General features: G+C 54.5%; 14 protein-coding genes. 5 read left to right on the forward strand and 9 right to left on the reverse strand.

The features are described 5' to 3' along the window. Window positions 1–285: 285 nt before the first annotated feature. Window positions 286–912 carry a TetR/AcrR family transcriptional regulator gene (locus tag EVJ26_RS07945; RefSeq protein ID WP_131470202.1) on the reverse strand — a complete coding sequence of 209 codons (627 nt, stop codon included), beginning with the start codon at window positions 910–912 and terminating at the stop codon, window positions 286–288. Between the two features lie 122 nt (window positions 913–1,034). Here EVJ26_RS07945 and EVJ26_RS07950 point away from each other — a divergent pair, with 122 nt between their 5' ends. Continuing rightward, window positions 1,035–1,784: an SDR family NAD(P)-dependent oxidoreductase gene (locus EVJ26_RS07950; protein ID WP_131470203.1), complete on the forward strand. Its 750-nt coding sequence runs from the start codon at window positions 1,035–1,037 to the stop codon at window positions 1,782–1,784. A 33-nt stretch (window positions 1,785–1,817) separates the two neighbouring features. On the opposite strand, the gene EVJ26_RS07955 is transcribed toward EVJ26_RS07950, so the two are convergent. The 4 genes from EVJ26_RS07955 to EVJ26_RS07970 all read right to left on the reverse strand — a co-directional run bounded on the left by EVJ26_RS07955 (window position 1,818) and on the right by EVJ26_RS07970 (window position 5,182). After that, window positions 1,818–2,132 (reverse strand): hypothetical protein, encoded by a 315-nt coding sequence (locus tag EVJ26_RS07955; RefSeq protein ID WP_131470204.1) that lies wholly within the window; start codon window positions 2,130–2,132, stop codon window positions 1,818–1,820. A 180-nt stretch (window positions 2,133–2,312) separates the two neighbouring features. Beyond that, the gene (gene rluF, locus EVJ26_RS07960; RefSeq protein WP_071398733.1) at window positions 2,313–3,023 is read right to left on the reverse strand and encodes a 23S rRNA pseudouridine(2604) synthase RluF; all 711 of its coding nucleotides are present in this window, start codon (window positions 3,021–3,023) and stop codon (window positions 2,313–2,315) included. A 59-nt stretch (window positions 3,024–3,082) separates the two neighbouring features. Continuing rightward, window positions 3,083–3,730, reverse strand: coding sequence for a C39 family peptidase (locus EVJ26_RS07965; protein ID WP_131470205.1), 648 nt, complete (start codon window positions 3,728–3,730; stop codon window positions 3,083–3,085). 75 nt (window positions 3,731–3,805) lie between these two features. Next, entirely contained in the window at window positions 3,806–5,182 is a 1,377-nt protein-coding gene (locus tag EVJ26_RS07970; protein WP_131470206.1) for a YjiH family protein, read from the reverse strand. 275 nt (window positions 5,183–5,457) lie between these two features. Here EVJ26_RS07970 and EVJ26_RS07975 point away from each other — a divergent pair, with 275 nt between their 5' ends. From EVJ26_RS07975 to EVJ26_RS07990, 4 genes are all read left to right on the forward strand, one after another. Further along, window positions 5,458–6,450, forward strand: coding sequence for an MsnO8 family LLM class oxidoreductase (locus tag EVJ26_RS07975; RefSeq protein ID WP_131470207.1), 993 nt, complete (start codon window positions 5,458–5,460; stop codon window positions 6,448–6,450). Between the two features lie 207 nt (window positions 6,451–6,657). Then, complete coding sequence (locus EVJ26_RS07980; protein WP_131470208.1) at window positions 6,658–9,849, forward strand: EAL domain-containing protein; 3,192 nt, start codon at window positions 6,658–6,660, stop codon at window positions 9,847–9,849. 17 nt (window positions 9,850–9,866) lie between these two features. Beyond that, window positions 9,867–10,727, forward strand: a complete 861-nt coding sequence (locus EVJ26_RS07985; RefSeq protein WP_131470209.1) for an MBL fold metallo-hydrolase — start codon at window positions 9,867–9,869, stop codon at window positions 10,725–10,727. Further along, window positions 10,727–11,164, forward strand: coding sequence for a GNAT family N-acetyltransferase (locus EVJ26_RS07990; RefSeq protein ID WP_236635533.1), 438 nt, complete (start codon window positions 10,727–10,729; stop codon window positions 11,162–11,164). The genes EVJ26_RS07985 and EVJ26_RS07990 overlap by 1 nt, the downstream gene beginning before the upstream one ends. 28 nt (window positions 11,165–11,192) lie before the next feature. On the opposite strand, the gene guaC is transcribed toward EVJ26_RS07990, so the two are convergent. The 4 genes from guaC to EVJ26_RS08010 all read right to left on the reverse strand — a co-directional run bounded on the left by guaC (window position 11,193) and on the right by EVJ26_RS08010 (window position 17,121). Then, entirely contained in the window at window positions 11,193–12,176 is a 984-nt protein-coding gene (gene guaC, locus EVJ26_RS07995) for a GMP reductase (protein ID WP_131470211.1), read from the reverse strand. A gap of 203 nt (window positions 12,177–12,379) precedes the next feature. Next, a complete protein-coding gene (locus EVJ26_RS08000) occupies window positions 12,380–14,434 on the reverse strand; it encodes a PAS domain S-box protein (protein ID WP_131457871.1) in 2,055 nt (684 codons plus the stop codon). A 105-nt stretch (window positions 14,435–14,539) separates the two neighbouring features. Then, on the reverse strand, window positions 14,540–15,724 hold the full coding sequence (locus EVJ26_RS08005) for an MFS transporter (RefSeq protein WP_131470212.1): 1,185 nt from the start codon (window positions 15,722–15,724) through the stop codon (window positions 14,540–14,542). Window positions 15,725–15,864: 140 nt separating this feature from the next. Further along, window positions 15,865–17,121 (reverse strand): MFS transporter, encoded by a 1,257-nt coding sequence (locus EVJ26_RS08010; RefSeq protein ID WP_131470213.1) that lies wholly within the window; start codon window positions 17,119–17,121, stop codon window positions 15,865–15,867. Between the last annotated feature and the right edge of the window lie 60 nt (window positions 17,122–17,181).

Genomic DNA, 17,181 nt, shown 5'->3' on the forward strand with positions numbered 1-17,181 from the left:
CTCCAGGATGTGTAGTTATAGCCAGTTTAGTCCGAAACGGCAAGGACGTACAGCGTCGCCCCGAGGGCACGCCGACTCCCGGGGGAACAGCGGGCAAGGCGAGACCCAGCAGCGACATCGTCGCGATGCGGCTCGCTGACCGCCCCCAGGAAAGCGGCGTGCCGGACAGGGCGGCTCGAAGGGCAATGAAAGCAGAGGAGCGCCATCCCATCCGGGATGACGCTCCTCTGCTCAAAATTATTTGAAGTTTTTCAGTGCCCTCCTTCAACTGCGAAGGGGCTTTTGTCATGCCCGCACGTAAGCGAGCAGCATCTCTTTCAAGACACGTTGTTGGATCATTGGGTCGATATCTTTCTCTAAATAGCTGATGTGCGACTTCAAGATGATGTTGTTGCCGAACGTGCCGAACGCGTTGATGACTGTGATGACCGTCTCTTTCACGTCGATATCGTGACGGAACGACCCGTCCGTCCGCCCGTCTTGGATGAGCGGCTCGAGCGTCGCCATGATTTGGCGCTGTAGTTCGATATAGCCGTCGATTCCCGGCAGCGGGGAGGCGACGAACGAGGCATAGCTCTCGAACGCCTCACGGAATCGGGAGTGGCTCGTCTGACGCAGTTGTTGCCCAAGCAAATAATCGAGTATTGCTTCTAGTCTTGAATAGGCGTCTCCGGGATGCGCCGTCAATTCCTTGAAGACATGCAGCGTCGGTGTCAAGTTATGGACGGCGGCCGCGACGATCAGTTGGTCTTTTTTCGGGAAATAGCGGAACAGCGTCGCCACCCCGATGTTTGCAGCGTCGGCGATGTCTTGCATTTGGACGCGCTCAAACCCGTCTTTCAAAAAAAGTGTCTCAGCTTGATCGATGATGTGATTCAAGCGATCTTCTTTATTTTGTTGTCGTTTGTTCATCTAATCACCTCTTTGTTGTCTCGTCATTATAACGTGTTCAGGCAGTTTCGTTGAGAATCAAATGTGCCTCGTCTATTATTATGATAGTTAGACTATCATAATTTAAGAATGGAGAGAATTTAATGCGATTAAAGGGGAAAGTTGCGGTCATCACAGGTGCAGGCAGTGGGATGGGAGAAGCGACGGCGAAATTGTTCGCAAAAGAAGGGGCGACGGTCGTCGCGACCGACATCAATCTTGAAGCAGTAACGAGCGTTGTCGAGGCGATTCGAGCGCAGGACGGGGAGGCGCTGTCGATTCAACACGATGTGACATCACGTACAGATTGGGAGAAGGTTTACGCAGAAGTCCAAGCAACGTGCGGCAAGCTCGACATTCTCGTCAACAACGCTGGCATCGCGCTCGCTAAACCATTTTTACAGCAAACAGAAGACGACTGGGCGCGGACGTATCGCATCAACATCGATGGCGTCATGCTCGGAACACAATATGCGATCCCGCTCATGGAGAAAAATTACGGCGGCTCGATCGTCAACATCTCATCAATTTCGGCGTTGACCGGTATGGCCGGAGCAGGAGCGTATACGGCATCGAAAGGTGCGGTCCGCTCGCTCACGAAAGCAGCAGCCGTCGATTACGGCAAACATAACATTCGCGTCAACTCGGTCCACCCGGGCTATATCGTCACGCCGATGAGCGCGCCGCATATGGAGCATCCGGACTATAAACAGCATTTCTTGAATCAAGTCGCCTTGCCGAACTTAGGGACGGCGCATGAGGTGGCGGCAGCCGTCTTGTTCCTCGCGTCAGACGAGGCGAACCATATCACCGGCATCGAGCTCCCGGTCGATGGGGGCGTCACGGCTAAATAAAAGTAGGGTCTCATCTGAGGCCCTACTTTTTCGCTACTCCAAAATCCCGACAAGTTCCATGACGAGCAGGACGAACAATCCTGAACCGAGAACGGCCGCGAAGAAGACGAGGACGGCGTACTCTTTTTGTTTCAAGATGGCCCACCAGCCGGTCACGAACGCCCCGAGTCCAAGCGCGGAGAACGTGGTCATGTAGCTTAGCCGAAGCATGTGTGCGGCATTGTCATTCCATAGCGTTGACGTGAACGTCGTGTCGAAGTTGTCGAGCAACAAGAACGGCACGTACATGGCGAGGAACAAGCCAATGAGAATGATCGACCACTTGCCGACCGAGGTGCGGGGGAACAAGGCGCCATTGATGACGATTCACCTCTTTTCCGTTACAAAATCATCTGTATAGAACTATTCCCGTTTTGGTGAACGTTTGACTATTTTTCGCCTAAACGACATGAGATCGTCGGAACTAGAGAAACGATTGTCTTTCTCTATGAACGCTTACAAGCCCAGACAAAAGCGTCTGGGCTTGTTTTAGTACCACTCTTTCGGTTCGTAATTCAATTCGCGGAACAACTGCTCGCGCTCTTTTTTCGATAGGTCGCGCCATTGTCCGGGCGGGAGCTTGCCGAGCGTGATGTTCATGACGCGCACGCGTTGAAGGCGGTATACCTCGTAACCGAGCGTCTCACACATACGGCGGATCTGGCGGTTCAGTCCTTGCGTGAGCGTGATGTTGAAGTCGAACTTCGACAGCGGATGAACTTTACACGGTAACGTCTTCTGGCCGAGGATTTTGACGCCCGCTTCCATCTGTTCGACGAACTCTGGTGTGATCGGCTTGTCGACCGAGACAATGTATTCCTTCTCGTGCTCGCCCTCGGCGCGAAGAATTTCGTTGACGATGTCGCCATCGTTCGTCATCAAGATGAGCCCTTCTGAGTCTTTATCGAGCCGGCCGATGTTGAAGATGCGGAGCGGGTGGTTGACGAGGTCGACGAGGTTGCCTTTGACTTTCTTCTCCGTCGTGCTCGTGACGCCGACCGGCTTGTGAACAGCGATGTAGACGTTGTTGCGGGCGACGCGGGCGGCTGAACCGTTGACGAGTACTTCGTCACCTGGGTTTACTTGGTCCCCGATTTTCGCTTTCTTCCCGTTGATCGTGACCCGCCCTTCTTCGACGAGACGATCGGCTTGGCGGCGGGACGCCTTGCCGGATTCACTAATAAATTTGTTAATACGCATGGTTACACGTCCTTATGAAATGATACTTCACTATACCGCATTTAGAGGGGGGATCACAATTACTGTCCGCTAGGAGGAAGGACGCGGGTGATGCTGCCCCAAAAGTTGAACTCGTTGAAGTCGATATAACGGATATTCTGTGAGCGATTATCGAGCACCTCGAGCAAGACGACGTCCGGGAAGCCGGGCTTTTTAAAGATCATATAGCCGATTCCCGTAACGGAATGATTTTTATAAAATCCGTTCGCCATGTTCAAAATGAACGGTCGACCGGCGGCCAGTTCCCGTTCGAACGTCGACCACTTCCATAAATAGCGGGAACTCCCGTGCCCAGCATAGCCATAACGGGACCAGAGTTTTGTGATGATCGCACTGATTCGTGTCGGCGGTGTCCCTTTCTCGTCTTTGAACTGATGGGCGAGGGCGATCTCGCGCGCGTCTTGTTGGAGTTGAAACACGTCGTCAGGGATGTTGGGATAGCCGTGGTCATGGTAATAACGGAAAATGGCCGTCATCGATGTGAGGGTACAATTATTCTTCCCACCGTTGAACGCTTTTTGAAGCAACGCCGGGACCCCGTCGACCCGTTGCTTAGATTTCACCGTCCAATGTCCATGATAGCGGTCGTTCACATACGCTTCCGGGTCGATGATGCCGGCATAGCTTTTTTTCGCAATCTCGAGCTGTCCTTCGTAATGATGTTCCATGGCGCACCCCTCCCTTTTCTCCATTATACAAACAACGCCTCTTCTCAGGGAAATATGAGAAGAGGCGTTCTGTCGTCAAAATACCAAGTGGGCGATCCCGACGACGATCGGGAGCGTGATGAACGTCCGGAGCAAGAAGATGAGGACGAGGTCGAAGAATGAAATCGGAAGTTTCGACCCGAGGAGCAGTCCCCCGACTTCCGACATGAAGATGAGCTGCGTGACCGATACAGTGGCGATGATGAACCGTGTCATCTCGCTCTCGATACCGCTGCCGAGCACGGCCGGCAAGAACATGTCGGCGAAACCGACGACCATCGTCTGAGCGGCGGCTTCCGCCTCCGGCACTTGCAACAGCATCAAAATCGGTTCAAACGGTTTACCGAGAATCGTAAATAGCGGCGTGTACTCAGCAGTGATGAGCGCGATCGTCCCGACGGCCATGACGATCGGCAAAATACCGAGCCACATGTCGAGCACGTTTTGGAAACCGTCTTTCAACGTGGCAACGAAGCTCTTGCTTGAGCGTGACTTGAGCAACGCTTGACGGAGTGCCCATTTCGGCATCGAGACGTTGGCCGGTACCGGCTCTTCCGGTTTCAACTCGGTCTCTTCATATGGGGTGTCGGCTTTTTTCGACAACGGATAAATCCGTGGCATGATGAGCGCTGCGACGATACCTGACACGACGATGGCGCCATAATATTGTAAGAAGTAAGCATCGAGCTCCATATACGACAAGATGACGATTGTGAACGTGATCGAGACGACCGAGAACGTCGTGGCGATGACGGCGGCCTCTCGTTTTGTGTAGTAGCCGTTCTCATATTGTTTCGTCGTCAACAGAATCCCGATCGTCGCGTCACCGACCCAAGATGCGAGCGAGTCGAGCGAGGCCCGGCCCGGCAGTTTGAAGAGCGGGCGCATCACTTTGGTGAGCATCGTCCCGACGAACTCGAGCAGTCCGAAGTTCAACAGGAGCGGTAGCAACATGCCGGCAAATAAGAACGTCGCGAACAAAATCGGAATCAAATCATACAGCAATAGGCCACCCGTAAACTCGGATGTGATCATCTCCGGCCCGATCACGAGCAACGTCATCACCCCGGCGATCAGACCGACGACCCGCATCCCGAACCAGAACGGTGTGACGTTGAACAGTGAATTGAAGTGTGGCCGCTCAAGGACGAACGCCGGTTTGGCTAGATATGTCCAAAGTGACCCGAGCACCGAGATGCCCATCATGATGACGGCGAGTGTCGGGACGACACCGCCGATCAAACCGATCAATTGGTTCGACAAGAAGGCGACTGGGATCGTGAATCCGTCATCGGTCGGAATCGGCACGATGAAAAACATGAGTCCGATTAAAGATGGAATCAAAAACTTCAAAAAATCGTTGGTCGTGAACGACGTTCCGTCTTGGCCAGGCTTGTTTGGTGTTTGATTCATGTTAGTTACCCCATTTCCCCGAAATAGTAGTTGGCGCATATCACCCGCATGTCCCCATCATGCGTTTCGTGATTTGCTATGAAGGAATCGCATCTTCTCGTTCATTATAAAGAAGGGGTTACGTGCCTAGCAACAATCCGTTGTAATTTTCTGAAAAAAGACAGCGTCACGATGAGCGGACTATTCGTATTGTCAAGTCGACTTTAGTATGATGACGGCGAGTCTTACAAATTCGAGATGTTCAACATATATACTATAAGGAGTGGATGATAACGATGAGATTAAGCGTCCTCGATCAAGCGCCGGTGACGTCCGGTCATACGTCAGAACATGCATTACAGAGCGCCGTCGAACTCGCCCAAGTGGCAGAGGAGCTAGGGTATTACCGGATGTGGATGGCTGAACATCACGGCGGCATGTCGTTCGCGAGTTCGGCCCCGGAAGTCATCGCGGCCTATATCGCCGCGAAGACGGAACGAATTCGTCTCGGGTCGGGTGGCATCATGATGATGCACTATTCGCCGCTCAAGATGGCTGAAGTGTTCAAGACGCTGAGCGCACTTGCACCAGGTCGAATCGACTTTGGGGTCGGCCGGGCCCCGGGCGGCGACGCCAACGCCATTTACGCGATGTCGCAAGGACAGAAGCCGATGATGGACGGACTGTATGAGAAATTACAGACGACACTCCAGTTGATCAACGATGAGACGCCGGAAGAACGGTGGTACAAAACGACGCCGGCCGCACCGACCGGGGTGACGCTCCCTGAGGCTTGGCTGCTCGGCTCGAGCGGCAACAGCGCCGTCCAAGCCGGGCGCATGGGCGTCGGCTACTCGTTCGCCCAATTTTTTAACGGGGAACTGAGCAAAGACACGCTCGACACGTACCGGCATCACTTCACACCGTCCGCGTTCATGGAGAAGCCTGAAATCAATGTCACGTATCTCGTGACGACGGCCGAAACGGAGGAAGAGGCGGAATATTTGGCGCGTCCGTCCGACTTGTCACGCCTATTCCTGATGAGAGGGCAGCTGCGTCAATTGCTCAGCCCGGAAGCGGCCAACGATTACCCGCTCACCGAAGTCGACAAGATCCACATCGCCAACAACCGTGCCATCCATCTCGTCGGGACGCCAAAACAGATCGCGGCGCAATTGCAGGACGAGTCCGTGCAGTACGGATTTGGCGAGGCGATGATTTGCAGTATCCAACATACGCAAGCACAGCGGTTGAACGTCTACCGTCTGCTCGCGAAAGAACTCCTCTGACTAAATGCTCCTTCTCGTGACGGGAAGGAGCATGTTGGGATCCAAGCAACTGTACGGTTCACCTCACTTTTCATCTAAACTCATTTACCTATACCCGATTTTTTTAGCTATTTCCAAAAATACTTTCCCTTTTTTTGAACGGTTTTATGAACAAGTCGGCGTAAAAGTTCTAAACTAAAAGAAATGGAGATTGTATGGAGGTAAAGTATGCAACAGATGAAGGCCGATCCACATTATTTGTTTGATGTATTCGTTCGCTTGTATCGAATGGTCTTTTTGATGGAAGTGACGCCGAAAGGGTATCGTTACGTCCGTGTCAGTGAGCAAGGGAAGCGCGCGTCGTCGCTTCCGGACGATGTGAGCGGTCGCTATTTGCACGAGATGTATGCCCCGGACGTCGCGAACGAGTTGATTTTGCACTATGATGTGGTCGTTTCGTCTCGTGAGCCAGTCTATTTCATGTCAAAGATGAACATAGAAGCCAACACCGCACGCTTCGCCTCATCCATGCTCATGCCGCTCGAGGACGACACTGGAGAAGTGCGCTACGTTCTCGGTTTGACGACCGATTTGTCGGAAGATGCGGAGATGAAGCTACTCAGCAGCATCGAGAACATCGATTATTTGACGGGCATGCCGAACTTGATGAAAGTGAAGCTCGAGCTTGAAAAACTGTTCGCCAAACGAGAGCGTGAGGAAGCGACGAGCGTCATGCGCTTCCATATCAACCGTTTTAAGATCATCCTGTCGCTCCAAGGGGTGGAGCGATCGCAACGTTTAATCAAAGAGATGACCCGTCACTTATCTGACTTGCTGCCGAAAGGCTCAATCATCGGTCGCGTCGACGGGGAAGATTTCATCGCCGTACTGCCGCATACCTCGATCGAGACGGCATACATGCACGGGGAACGTTTACTGGCGACGATCGCGGATTACACATACCATGTCGCCGAGACCGAGTTCACCCTGTCCGGCTGTCTCGGTATCAGTTCTGGCAGTGAAGACGCCGACCAAGTGATCATGAACGCGTCGACGGCGTTGCTCGAAGCAAGGCAAGCCGGTAAACAGATGATTAAAGTGTATGAGAAAGACGATTATATGCAGCATTACATCGACGAGATGACGATTGAGATGGAACTTCACAAAGGATTGAAGGCAGGCGAACTCGGCGTCGTCTATCAGCCGAAAGTAGACTGTCGGAATGGCGCCGTCCATTTCGAGGCGCTCGTCCGCTGGAAGAACACCGTGCTCGGAAACATTTCACCTGAAACATTCATCAAAATTGCGGAGCAGTCACTGTTGATCGAGGACATCACTGAGTTCGTGTTCGAACGCGTCTGCCGCGATTTGAGCGATCGACCCGGGCTGTTCAACGGCCGCCGTGTCGCGGTCAACTTGTCCCCGGTCTTGTTCCGTCAAGACTACGTCCAAAGCAACCTGATCCCGCTTCTTAAAACGTATGGTCTCTCAGCTGATCAGTTCGAGTTCGAGATCACGGAACATACGCTCATGCAGGAACCGCTCATCGGGATCCAGACAGTCGACTACTTGAAGGCGGTGGGATTCCGCATCTTGATTGATGACTTCGGCGTCAGCTATTCGTCACTCAACTATTTGAAGATGTTCGACATCGACGGCATCAAGATCGACCGGTCGTTCATCAGTCAGCTCGATAAAGACAACGGATTAAAAGAATATGAGATCGTCAAACTGATCGTCGCACTCGCTAAAAAATTGAACTTAGCAGTCACGGCGGAAGGCGTCGAGACGGAAGCGCAGTACCGCGCGATCCAGCGGCTCGGATGCGACGACGTGCAAGGCTATTTCTTCAGCCGGCCGCTCTCGCTCTCTAACCTCGAGCCGGCACTTGAGACACTCGTCTGTCAATACGAGGCGCTGCGGTTAGACGGCTCGGACCGGTCCAAGTTAGAGGTGCGGTTCGATGAGACGGAGGCCGAGCGATTGAAAACAATCCTTCGGCTCGAAATTTTAGATACCCCGCGGGAAGAACGGTACGATCGCATCAGCCGACTCGTCGCGAAGACGCTCGGGATGCCGATCGCGCTCATCTCGATCCTGACAACGGACCGGCAGTGGATCAAATCGTGCCAAGGCACCGATCTCGAAAGTCCCCACATCGATCGGAAATGGACGCTATGTGACCGCGTCGTGACCGGCCGGGGACCACTCGTGATCGAAGACGTCAAAACCGCGGAGGCGTTGAGTGAAAATCCGTTGCTCGAAGGGATCGGCTTTTATGCGGGTGTGCCGCTTATGACGAGAAGCGGACACGTCATCGGAACGCTCTGCGTCACCGACGGAGTGCCCCGCTCGTTCGAGCATGAGGCGGTGCAGACGCTTGAAGATTTTGCGCGTTGGGTGATGGCCGAAATCGAATTGACCGAACAGGCACGTGCTCAAGAGCGGCGTCAACAGACACTCGAGTCGCTGTACGAGGTGACGGCCATCCAAGCCCCGTTTGCTGACAAGCTGAAGCGAATCCAAGAAGTGCTCAGGGAGTGGATCGGTTATTCGCATGCCGTCATCTTCTCGACAGAATCACGCCAGCGCGTCCTGTCCGCCGATGGGGATGCCTGGATCGATTGGACGGACGAGCGCCTGCAGCACGTTCATGCGCTGACGACGGTCGGGCATCAAAAATTGAAACGTTCGGAGCTCGTCCTCGAAGGGGTCGAATTCGCATCGATGATCAGCTTGCCGTTATCAAACGAAGGCAAGACGTTCGGATGGGTCGTCTTCCTGGCGGAGCAGGGCAGTTTAAACGATGTCGCCGATGCGGTGGCAATCCACGAGATGACGGACACGATCTTACTCGTGACCCGTTGGATGGAGAACGAGATTCGCCGAGAACGTAAACATCAGGAAGTGATCGAGCTCATCACAAAAGACGGGCTGACTAAATTGCCGAACCGTCACTCGCTCATGACGGACTTGAGACAGACGATGAATCGGAAACGGCCGGTGGCGCTCCTGTTCATCGATTTGGATGATTTCAAGCGAATCAACGATACGCACGGTCATCTCGTCGGCGATGAAGTGCTCGTCGAAGTGGCGAAACGTATCGGATCGTTCAGTCACATGCATGCAGGGAAAGCGTACCGGTTTGCCGGGGATGAGTTTTTGATTGTCATCGAGACAGGTCCGGAATCGCTTGAAGAAGCCGTTTTTGACCAACTATCGACCGTGATTTCCCGGGAAATCATGGTCGGGGACGGATTGGCACTACATCTCTCGGCCAGTATTGGTGTCGCATATTCTGATGCTAGTTTGTCTTCCCTCGACACGCTCATCCATCACTCGGATGCGGCGATGTATATCGCTAAAAACGGTGGCGGGGACGGCTACTATATTTATGATTCGTATCAAGAAAACAAGTGAAAGAAAGGAGGGGGCTCATGCAGACGTTAAAACGCTACTCAGAACGCTTTTGGTATATGACGCCCGTTAGTGAGACGGACCGGCCGATCATCGGCGCGGTCGTCGGGGACACCCATACGCTCATGATCGATGCGGGCAATTCCGAGGCCCACGCGAACTTATTTTTAGACGCCTTGGCCGAGCGGGGGATCAGCCGTCCCTCGCTCGTCGCGTTGACGCACTGGCACTGGGACCACATCTTCGGTCTGTCGGCGTTACCAGATACCGTCTCGGTCGCAAGTAGGGCGACGAAAGCGCGGATGGAGCGTCTCATGCCATACAACTGGGACGACGAGTCGCTCGATGAACGCGTCGAGAGCGGCATCGAGATCGCCTTTTGTGCGGAGGCGATCCGGCTCGAGTTCGGGGACACTCGCTCGATGCAAGTCGTCCTACCGACCGTGACGTTCGACGACACATTGACGCTCGACCTCGGTGGCGTCCACGTCTTGTTGAAACACGTCGGGGGCGATCATACGGCCGACGCGGTCGTCGCCTATATCCCGGAAGAGAAAGTGCTGTTTTTAGGGGACGCGCTATATGCGAACTTGTATGCCCCGTCTTGGCGGATGACGGCCGGGGAGACGCTACGGTTGTTGAGCGTCCTCGACACGTTCGAGGCCGGGGCGTACGTCTGGTCGCACGGTCAAGTGGCGACGCGGGCAGAGTATGAGAAAGACCGTGATACGTTACGGATTCTAGCGCAAATCAGTCTCGATTTCCCGGGAAATAAAGAGTTGATAACGGCTCAATACGAACGATTGACCGGTCGTCTGGTTGACGAAGAAGAGCAAGAACTGATCACGTTTTTTGTGAACGGGTCAGGTGGTGAAGCGTGATGGACATCATCCACATCAGTGAAGACGACGAGGCGTTCCAACAGTTTTTGACGAGTCGGTTGCGTGCGTTCAACGATGTTCATTCAGCGCATCACCGGGCGATCCGCAATGCCGACGTCCCGGTCGTCCAGTTGAAAGTGGAGCGTGACGGTCAAGTGATAGCCGGACTGTTCGGTAGCGTCTACTGGGGCTGGTTCGACCTTGACCGGTTATGGGTCGACTCCAACCATGCCGGTGAGCGGATTGGGACACGACTCCTTGAGGAAGGTGAGCGCCATGCCCGCGCACTCGGAGCCACGCAAGTAAAGCTGACGACATTTTCGTTTCAGGCGAAAGCGTTTTATGAACGTTTCGGCTACGAGGTGGCCGGTGTCCTCCGCGACTATCCCCCGGGCTCTGACTACTACATGATGACGAAACGTTTGACCGATGCATGAAAAAGGCGACTCGCGCGAGTCGCCTTTTTCAGTACACTTTATCCCCGTTGAAGATTGAGTTTTTCACCATGACGTAATCGACGGTACGTAACGCGTCGAGATTGTTCCCACCCGAGTATGAGATGGCCGACTGGAGGTCTTGCTCCATCTCGGTCAACGTGTCTTGAAGCGCCCCTTTGTGCTCGACGAACACTTTCTTGCCTTCGACGTTTTTCCGTTCCCCTTTTTGGAATTCAGAAGCCGACCCGAAGTATTCTTTGAGCAGTTTCCCGTCCTGCTCGAACGTCTCCCCCGGAGACTCGTCGTGACCGGCGAACAGTGAGCCGATCATGACCATCGACGCCCCGAAACGGACCGATTTGGCGATGTCGCCGTGCGTGCGGATGCCCCCATCCGCGATGGTCGGTTTCGTCGCCGCCTTGGCACACCAGCGGAGCGCGGCGAGTTGCCAACCGCCTGTCCCGAAGCCGGTCTTGATTTTCGTGATGCACACTTTGCCCGGTCCGATGCCGACTTTCGTCGCGTCCGCCCCGGCATGCTCGAGCTCACGGACCGCTTCCGGTGTCCCGACGTTCCCGGCGATGACGAACGAGCCCGGAAGATGCTGTTTGATGTGTTGGATCATCCGGATGACCGCGTTCGAATGACCGTGTGCGATGTCGATCGTGATGAATTCTGGTGTATGTCCCGCTTCGGCGAGCTGTTCGACGAACCGATACTCGTCTTCTTTCACGCCGACACTGATTGACGCGTACAGGCCACGTCCGTGCATGTCTTCGATGAATCGTAGCCGCGTTTCCGGATTGAACCGATGCATGATGTAGAAGTAGCCGTTCTCAGCGAGCGAGAGCGCCACCTTCTCATCGATGATCGTCTGCATGTTCGCCGGGACGACCGGAAGGCGGAACGTGAGGCCGCCGAGCGTGACGCTCGCGTCACATTCTGACCGACTATCGACGACACATTTTGCCGGAATCAATTGAATATCTTCATAATCAAACACTTTATCCATCGTTTGCACCCCTATTTACGAACATTTTAATTGAGTTGTCTAGAAATACTTCGCCCATTCGGTAATGTAACGCATTTTTTGATGAAAGTCAAAGGGATGTAGCGAAAAAAATGTATATTTTCAATACAATAACGTTATTTATAGTCTTAATGTTCGTGTTTAGGTTAAGAGTGTTAATGTTTCACGTGAAAAAAGACCGCTAGTCAGCGGTCTTGAAACATCACATATCGGTTGCGGCCGTTCGACTTGGCTTCATAAAGTGCGAGATCGGCTTGCTTGAGCAATCGTTTCTTTGTCATGCCTGATTGGTAACGAGCGACACCGACACTCGACGTCGTGACGAACGTGTGGCCTTCGATCTGCCACGGGTGCTGGAGCGAAGCGATCAGCTTGTCGGCGACCCGGTCAGGTGCTGACAAATCGGTATAGCGGATCAATACAGAGAACTCGTCGCCGCCGAAGCGGGCGATCACGTCTTGTTTCCGTAGCGCCTGGGTGAGACGGAGTGAGAACTGTCGCAGCAGCTCGTCACCGACGTCATGTCCGAGCGTGTCGTTGATCTGTTTGAAATGATCGATATCGAGCGAGAGGATGGCCAGCTCCTCGCCGTCCTCTTCGACCCTCGAGAGTGCCTCTTCTAAGTAAGCCAAGAAGTAACGGCGGTTCGGGAGCTCGGTCAGCGTATCGTGGTAGGCTAAGTGTTTTAGTTGTTTCTCGAGTACTTTACGCTGCATGATCTCACGGGTGACCGTTAAATAGTGCAGCAACGTCGCTTCTTCATAGATAGCCTGAATTTTCGTCTCGAGCCAAATCCATCTGCCATCGTGGTGGAGGTGACGAAACTCGAGAGTGAGCGGCTCACTGCCAGCCATCATCGCTTTGAGCTGTTGTCTCGTCGGCGTGACGTCTTCCGGGTGGATGAAGTCGAGCGTATTCTTACCTTCGTAAACCGCAGGCGCATAGCCGAGGACGCTCTGGTGGGACGGCGAGGCGTAGCGGACACGGCCGTCGCGCTCGAGGATACAGACGAGGTCACTCATGTTTTCCGTGATCAGCCGGTACTGGGTCTCACTTTGGCGTAACGCCCGTTCCATCTCTCGTTTCTCGGTCATATCACGCAGGACGGTCATCACAGCGGTCGCCCCTTCATAATCAATCAATAGACTGCCGATATCTATGTGTAAGTGCTGACCGGACGGCGTGACAAGGACGATTTCCGTGTCTTGGACAGGATCACCGAGCTGCAAGGCAGAAAGGCGTTTCCTCGTCGCCTCATGGTATTCGGCAGCGATATATGTAAAGATGGATTCGCTCTCGATATACGTCTCCCCGATCGTCTCTAACGCCACGGCGTTCGCATATAAAATCAGGCCGTCTTTATGGACGATGATCCCTTCTGGAATCGTCTCGATGAGCTGGCGATAGCGTCGTTCGCTCTCTTGTAAAGCTCGTTCGGCGGTCTTCTCCGGCGTATGGTCGATGATGATGGCGAACAGGCCGGTGATGTTGCCGCCGATCTCGATCGGGATGTTCAAGACGGCGAGGTCGAGCGCTTCACCCGTCTTTTGATGCGCCGTGACCCCGTACTTGTGGGGCTTTCCGGATAAGGCGAACTGGAGTCCTTCGCAGACGAGCGGTTGTTCCGAGTCCGGCAGCCAGTCGAGGAACGAACGGTTGATGAAGTCGGCCTCGCAATAGCCGGTGATGTTTGTGACGGCAGGATTGATCGACTTGACCCGAAGTTCGGGGTCGAGCACGAAAATGCCGTGGGGCGAGTAGCGGCGCAACGACTCATGCTGGTCACGTAAAATCGATAGCTCGAGCTCACGCCGTTTCCGCTCCGTCACTTCCCGAACGACCGAGATGACGTGGGTGCAGGCACCGGATTCGTCAAATACCGGCGTCACTTCCGACTCGAAATAATGAAGCGGCAACAAGATCACATCTTGGTACTCGAGTGTTTCTGAGTAGAACGAATCAGCGAGGCGGCAGTCTTCATAGACGATGCTCTTTCGTGCGCGAATCGCCTCGTCATAATGGTGGGTGATGAGTGCGGCTGTCTCGGCCGGAACCATGTCGCCGACACACTTTCCGACGTCAGCGTCTGTCCAACCGATGGCCTGCTTCCCCGGCTCGTTCACAAATACATAGCGATAGGTGGAACCGTCCACTTCCATGAAGAACACAAAATCCGAGATTTTGTCGAACGTCTGGAGCAGGATGGAAGAATGGTGTTGGATCGTCTGGTCGGCGCGCATAATGTCCCTCATTTCAGTCGAATTTTTGACACGTCATTCTTATATTACAACATTCATAAAAAGATGTGTGAACATTCCAAAAAAGACAGGACTGTGAAAGTCCTGTCAGGCAGCTTGTTTGAGACGGTCCCGTTCTTGGCGGCCGTTCATCACGTAATACAAGAAAATCGTGAAGGCGACGACCCCGGCGAGCAACAGATAGATGGTAGAGAAACCGGTCAGCGGGATGAGTAGCCCGATGAAGTAGGGACCGAAACCGAGCCCGGCGTCGAGGGCGATGAAGAACGTCGACGTCGCCATCCCCATCCGTCCAGGTGAGGCCGCCTTGACGGCGATGGCCTGTGTACCGGACTGGATATTGCCGAAGCCGAGCCCGATCAACGCGCCGGCGAGTAAAAGGCCCAAAGCGCTCGTCGCTTGGCTAAGGACGAGCAGCCCGACCGCGAAGATGAAGATGGCCGGATACATGACGACGTTGGCGCCACGCGCGTCCATGAGCCGTCCCGTGATCGGGCGCGACAACAGGACGGAAATCGAATAGACGAGGAAGAAGACGCTCGCCGCTTCGACGAGGTCGAGTTCGGTCGCGTAAAAGTTGATGTAAGACAAGACGCTCGAAAAGCTGAGCGCGGCGATCACGATGATGAGCGCGATCGGTAACGCCTTCGGCTCGACGAACGCCTTAAGTGACAACCCGCGAACGATTTCCGGATTGTCGGCCTCGGGAACGGTGACGAACAAGGCGCTCACTAAACTGACGACGCCGACGACGAGACAAGCGATAAAGATGGTCGAGAAACTCGTATATTGGCTCATCAGCAAGCCGACGAACGGGCCGATGGCGGTGGCGAGCGTCGAGCTCATGCTGTAGTACCCGATACCTTCACCTTTTCTCGCTCCGGGAATGATCTGTGCGACGATCGTGCCGGTCGCTGTGCTCGATAAACCCATGCCGAGACCGTGCACGAAGCGGCTGAACAGTAGGAAGCCGACGCCGAGGTCGACGAAATAGAGCAGGATCGTGGCCGTGAAGAAGGTCAGCCCGATCAACAGCGTCTTGCGCCGTCCGATCGAATCGATCAATCGTCCGATGAACAGCCGGCCGACGAGCGTACCGATGATGAAGATCCCGGTCACGAGACCGGCCTCACTTGTCGTCGCGCCGTACGTCGAAACGGCGTGGACACCGATCGTTACCATGAGCAGGAAAAAGATGAGCGTCAAGAAGAAGTTGACGAGCGAGATGATGAGGAAGTCTTTCGTCCATAATTTTTGTGCGGTCAATTGCATCGGCGATGAGGCCTCCTTATTTGTTTGAACCTAAATAGTTAGTAAACATAACTAAAGGAGTATAGCAAATTGATGAGAGCTTGTCAGAGACGACGCATTGTGCACGAAAAACCGATTCGCGTGAGCGGATCGGTTTTTCATTAGATCAAGTGGCGGCGGTACCAGAGGACGATCGGTACGAGAACGAGTGAAACGATCCCACCGAGCAGTGATAGCGTCAAATAGCTCGACTGGGAGGCGATGATACCGGACAGCATGCCGCCCGAGGCGCCGGACAAGGCGATCCAGACGTCGACCGATCCTTGCGTCTTCGCTCTCGTCTCGGGTGTCGTCGCATCGACCAAGATGGCCGTCCCACTGATGAGACCAAAGTTCCAACCGACACCGAGCAAGACGAGACCGATGATCAACAAGAACAGCGAGTCGGCCGGTGCGAACGCCGCGACGACGCCTGCGAAGAATAACGTCACCCCGGAAGCGATGGCCATGATTTCACGGCCGACTTTGTCGACGAGCACGCCGGTCACGAGCGAGGGTAAATACATCGCACCGATATGGAAGCCGATGACGAGACCGACCGCGCTCAGTTCATGGCCGTGCTGCCGCATGTGGACAGGTGTCATCGTCATGATGGCGACCATGACGATTTGGCTGAGCACCATGACGAAAGCACCGACGTACACGCCAAGACGAGAGTGGACTTCTTCGGGTTGACGTTGCGTCGCGTCTGTCGATTGCTTCCGTTTCGATTCGATGGCTCGGGCGACGAGGAGCGGGTCAGGGTTCAAAAACACGATCAAGATGAGACCGGCCACGAAGTAGGCGGCTCCCGCGAGTAAAAACGGACCAGAAAGCGTCGGGATGCCGATGGCGTCAGCAACCCGCCCCATCGGTTCGACCAAGTTCGGTCCGGCGACGGCACCGAACGTCGTCGATACCATGGCGATACTGACCGCGGTCGCCCGTTCGGTCGCATTCGCCAAATCCGTTCCGGCGTAACGGGCCTGGAGGTTACTCGCCGTCCCGGCTCCGTAAATAAGGAGCGACACGAACAAGAGCGGTACGCTCTCGAACGCGGCGGCAAAGATGACACCGAACGCACCGAGGGATCCCGTCAAGAACCCGGTCGCGAGTCCGACCCGGCGTCCGACCCGTTGCGATATCATCCCGATCAGAAACGCGGCGCCGGCAGAGCCGAGCGTGAACAGCGCCGTCGGGACACCCGCATACGCATCGGTCCCGAGCAGGTCGCGGGCGAGGAGCGCCCCGACGGTTATGCCTGCGGCGAGGCCGGCACCCCCGAAAATTTGAGACAGCACGACGACGAACAACGTCCGTTTATACAGACGGCGTTGTTGCTCGGTGTCGGTCACATATGAATCAATCTTATTTCGCATGACACGATTCCTCCTCCATCAACTTATACCCCACCTAGTATAACGTTTGCAGGCGTGGAA

The sequence above is a fragment of the Exiguobacterium sp. SH3S1 genome (assembly GCF_004337105.1).
GTDB classification, from domain to species: Bacteria; Bacillota; Bacilli; order Exiguobacteriales; family Exiguobacteriaceae; genus Exiguobacterium; species Exiguobacterium aurantiacum_A.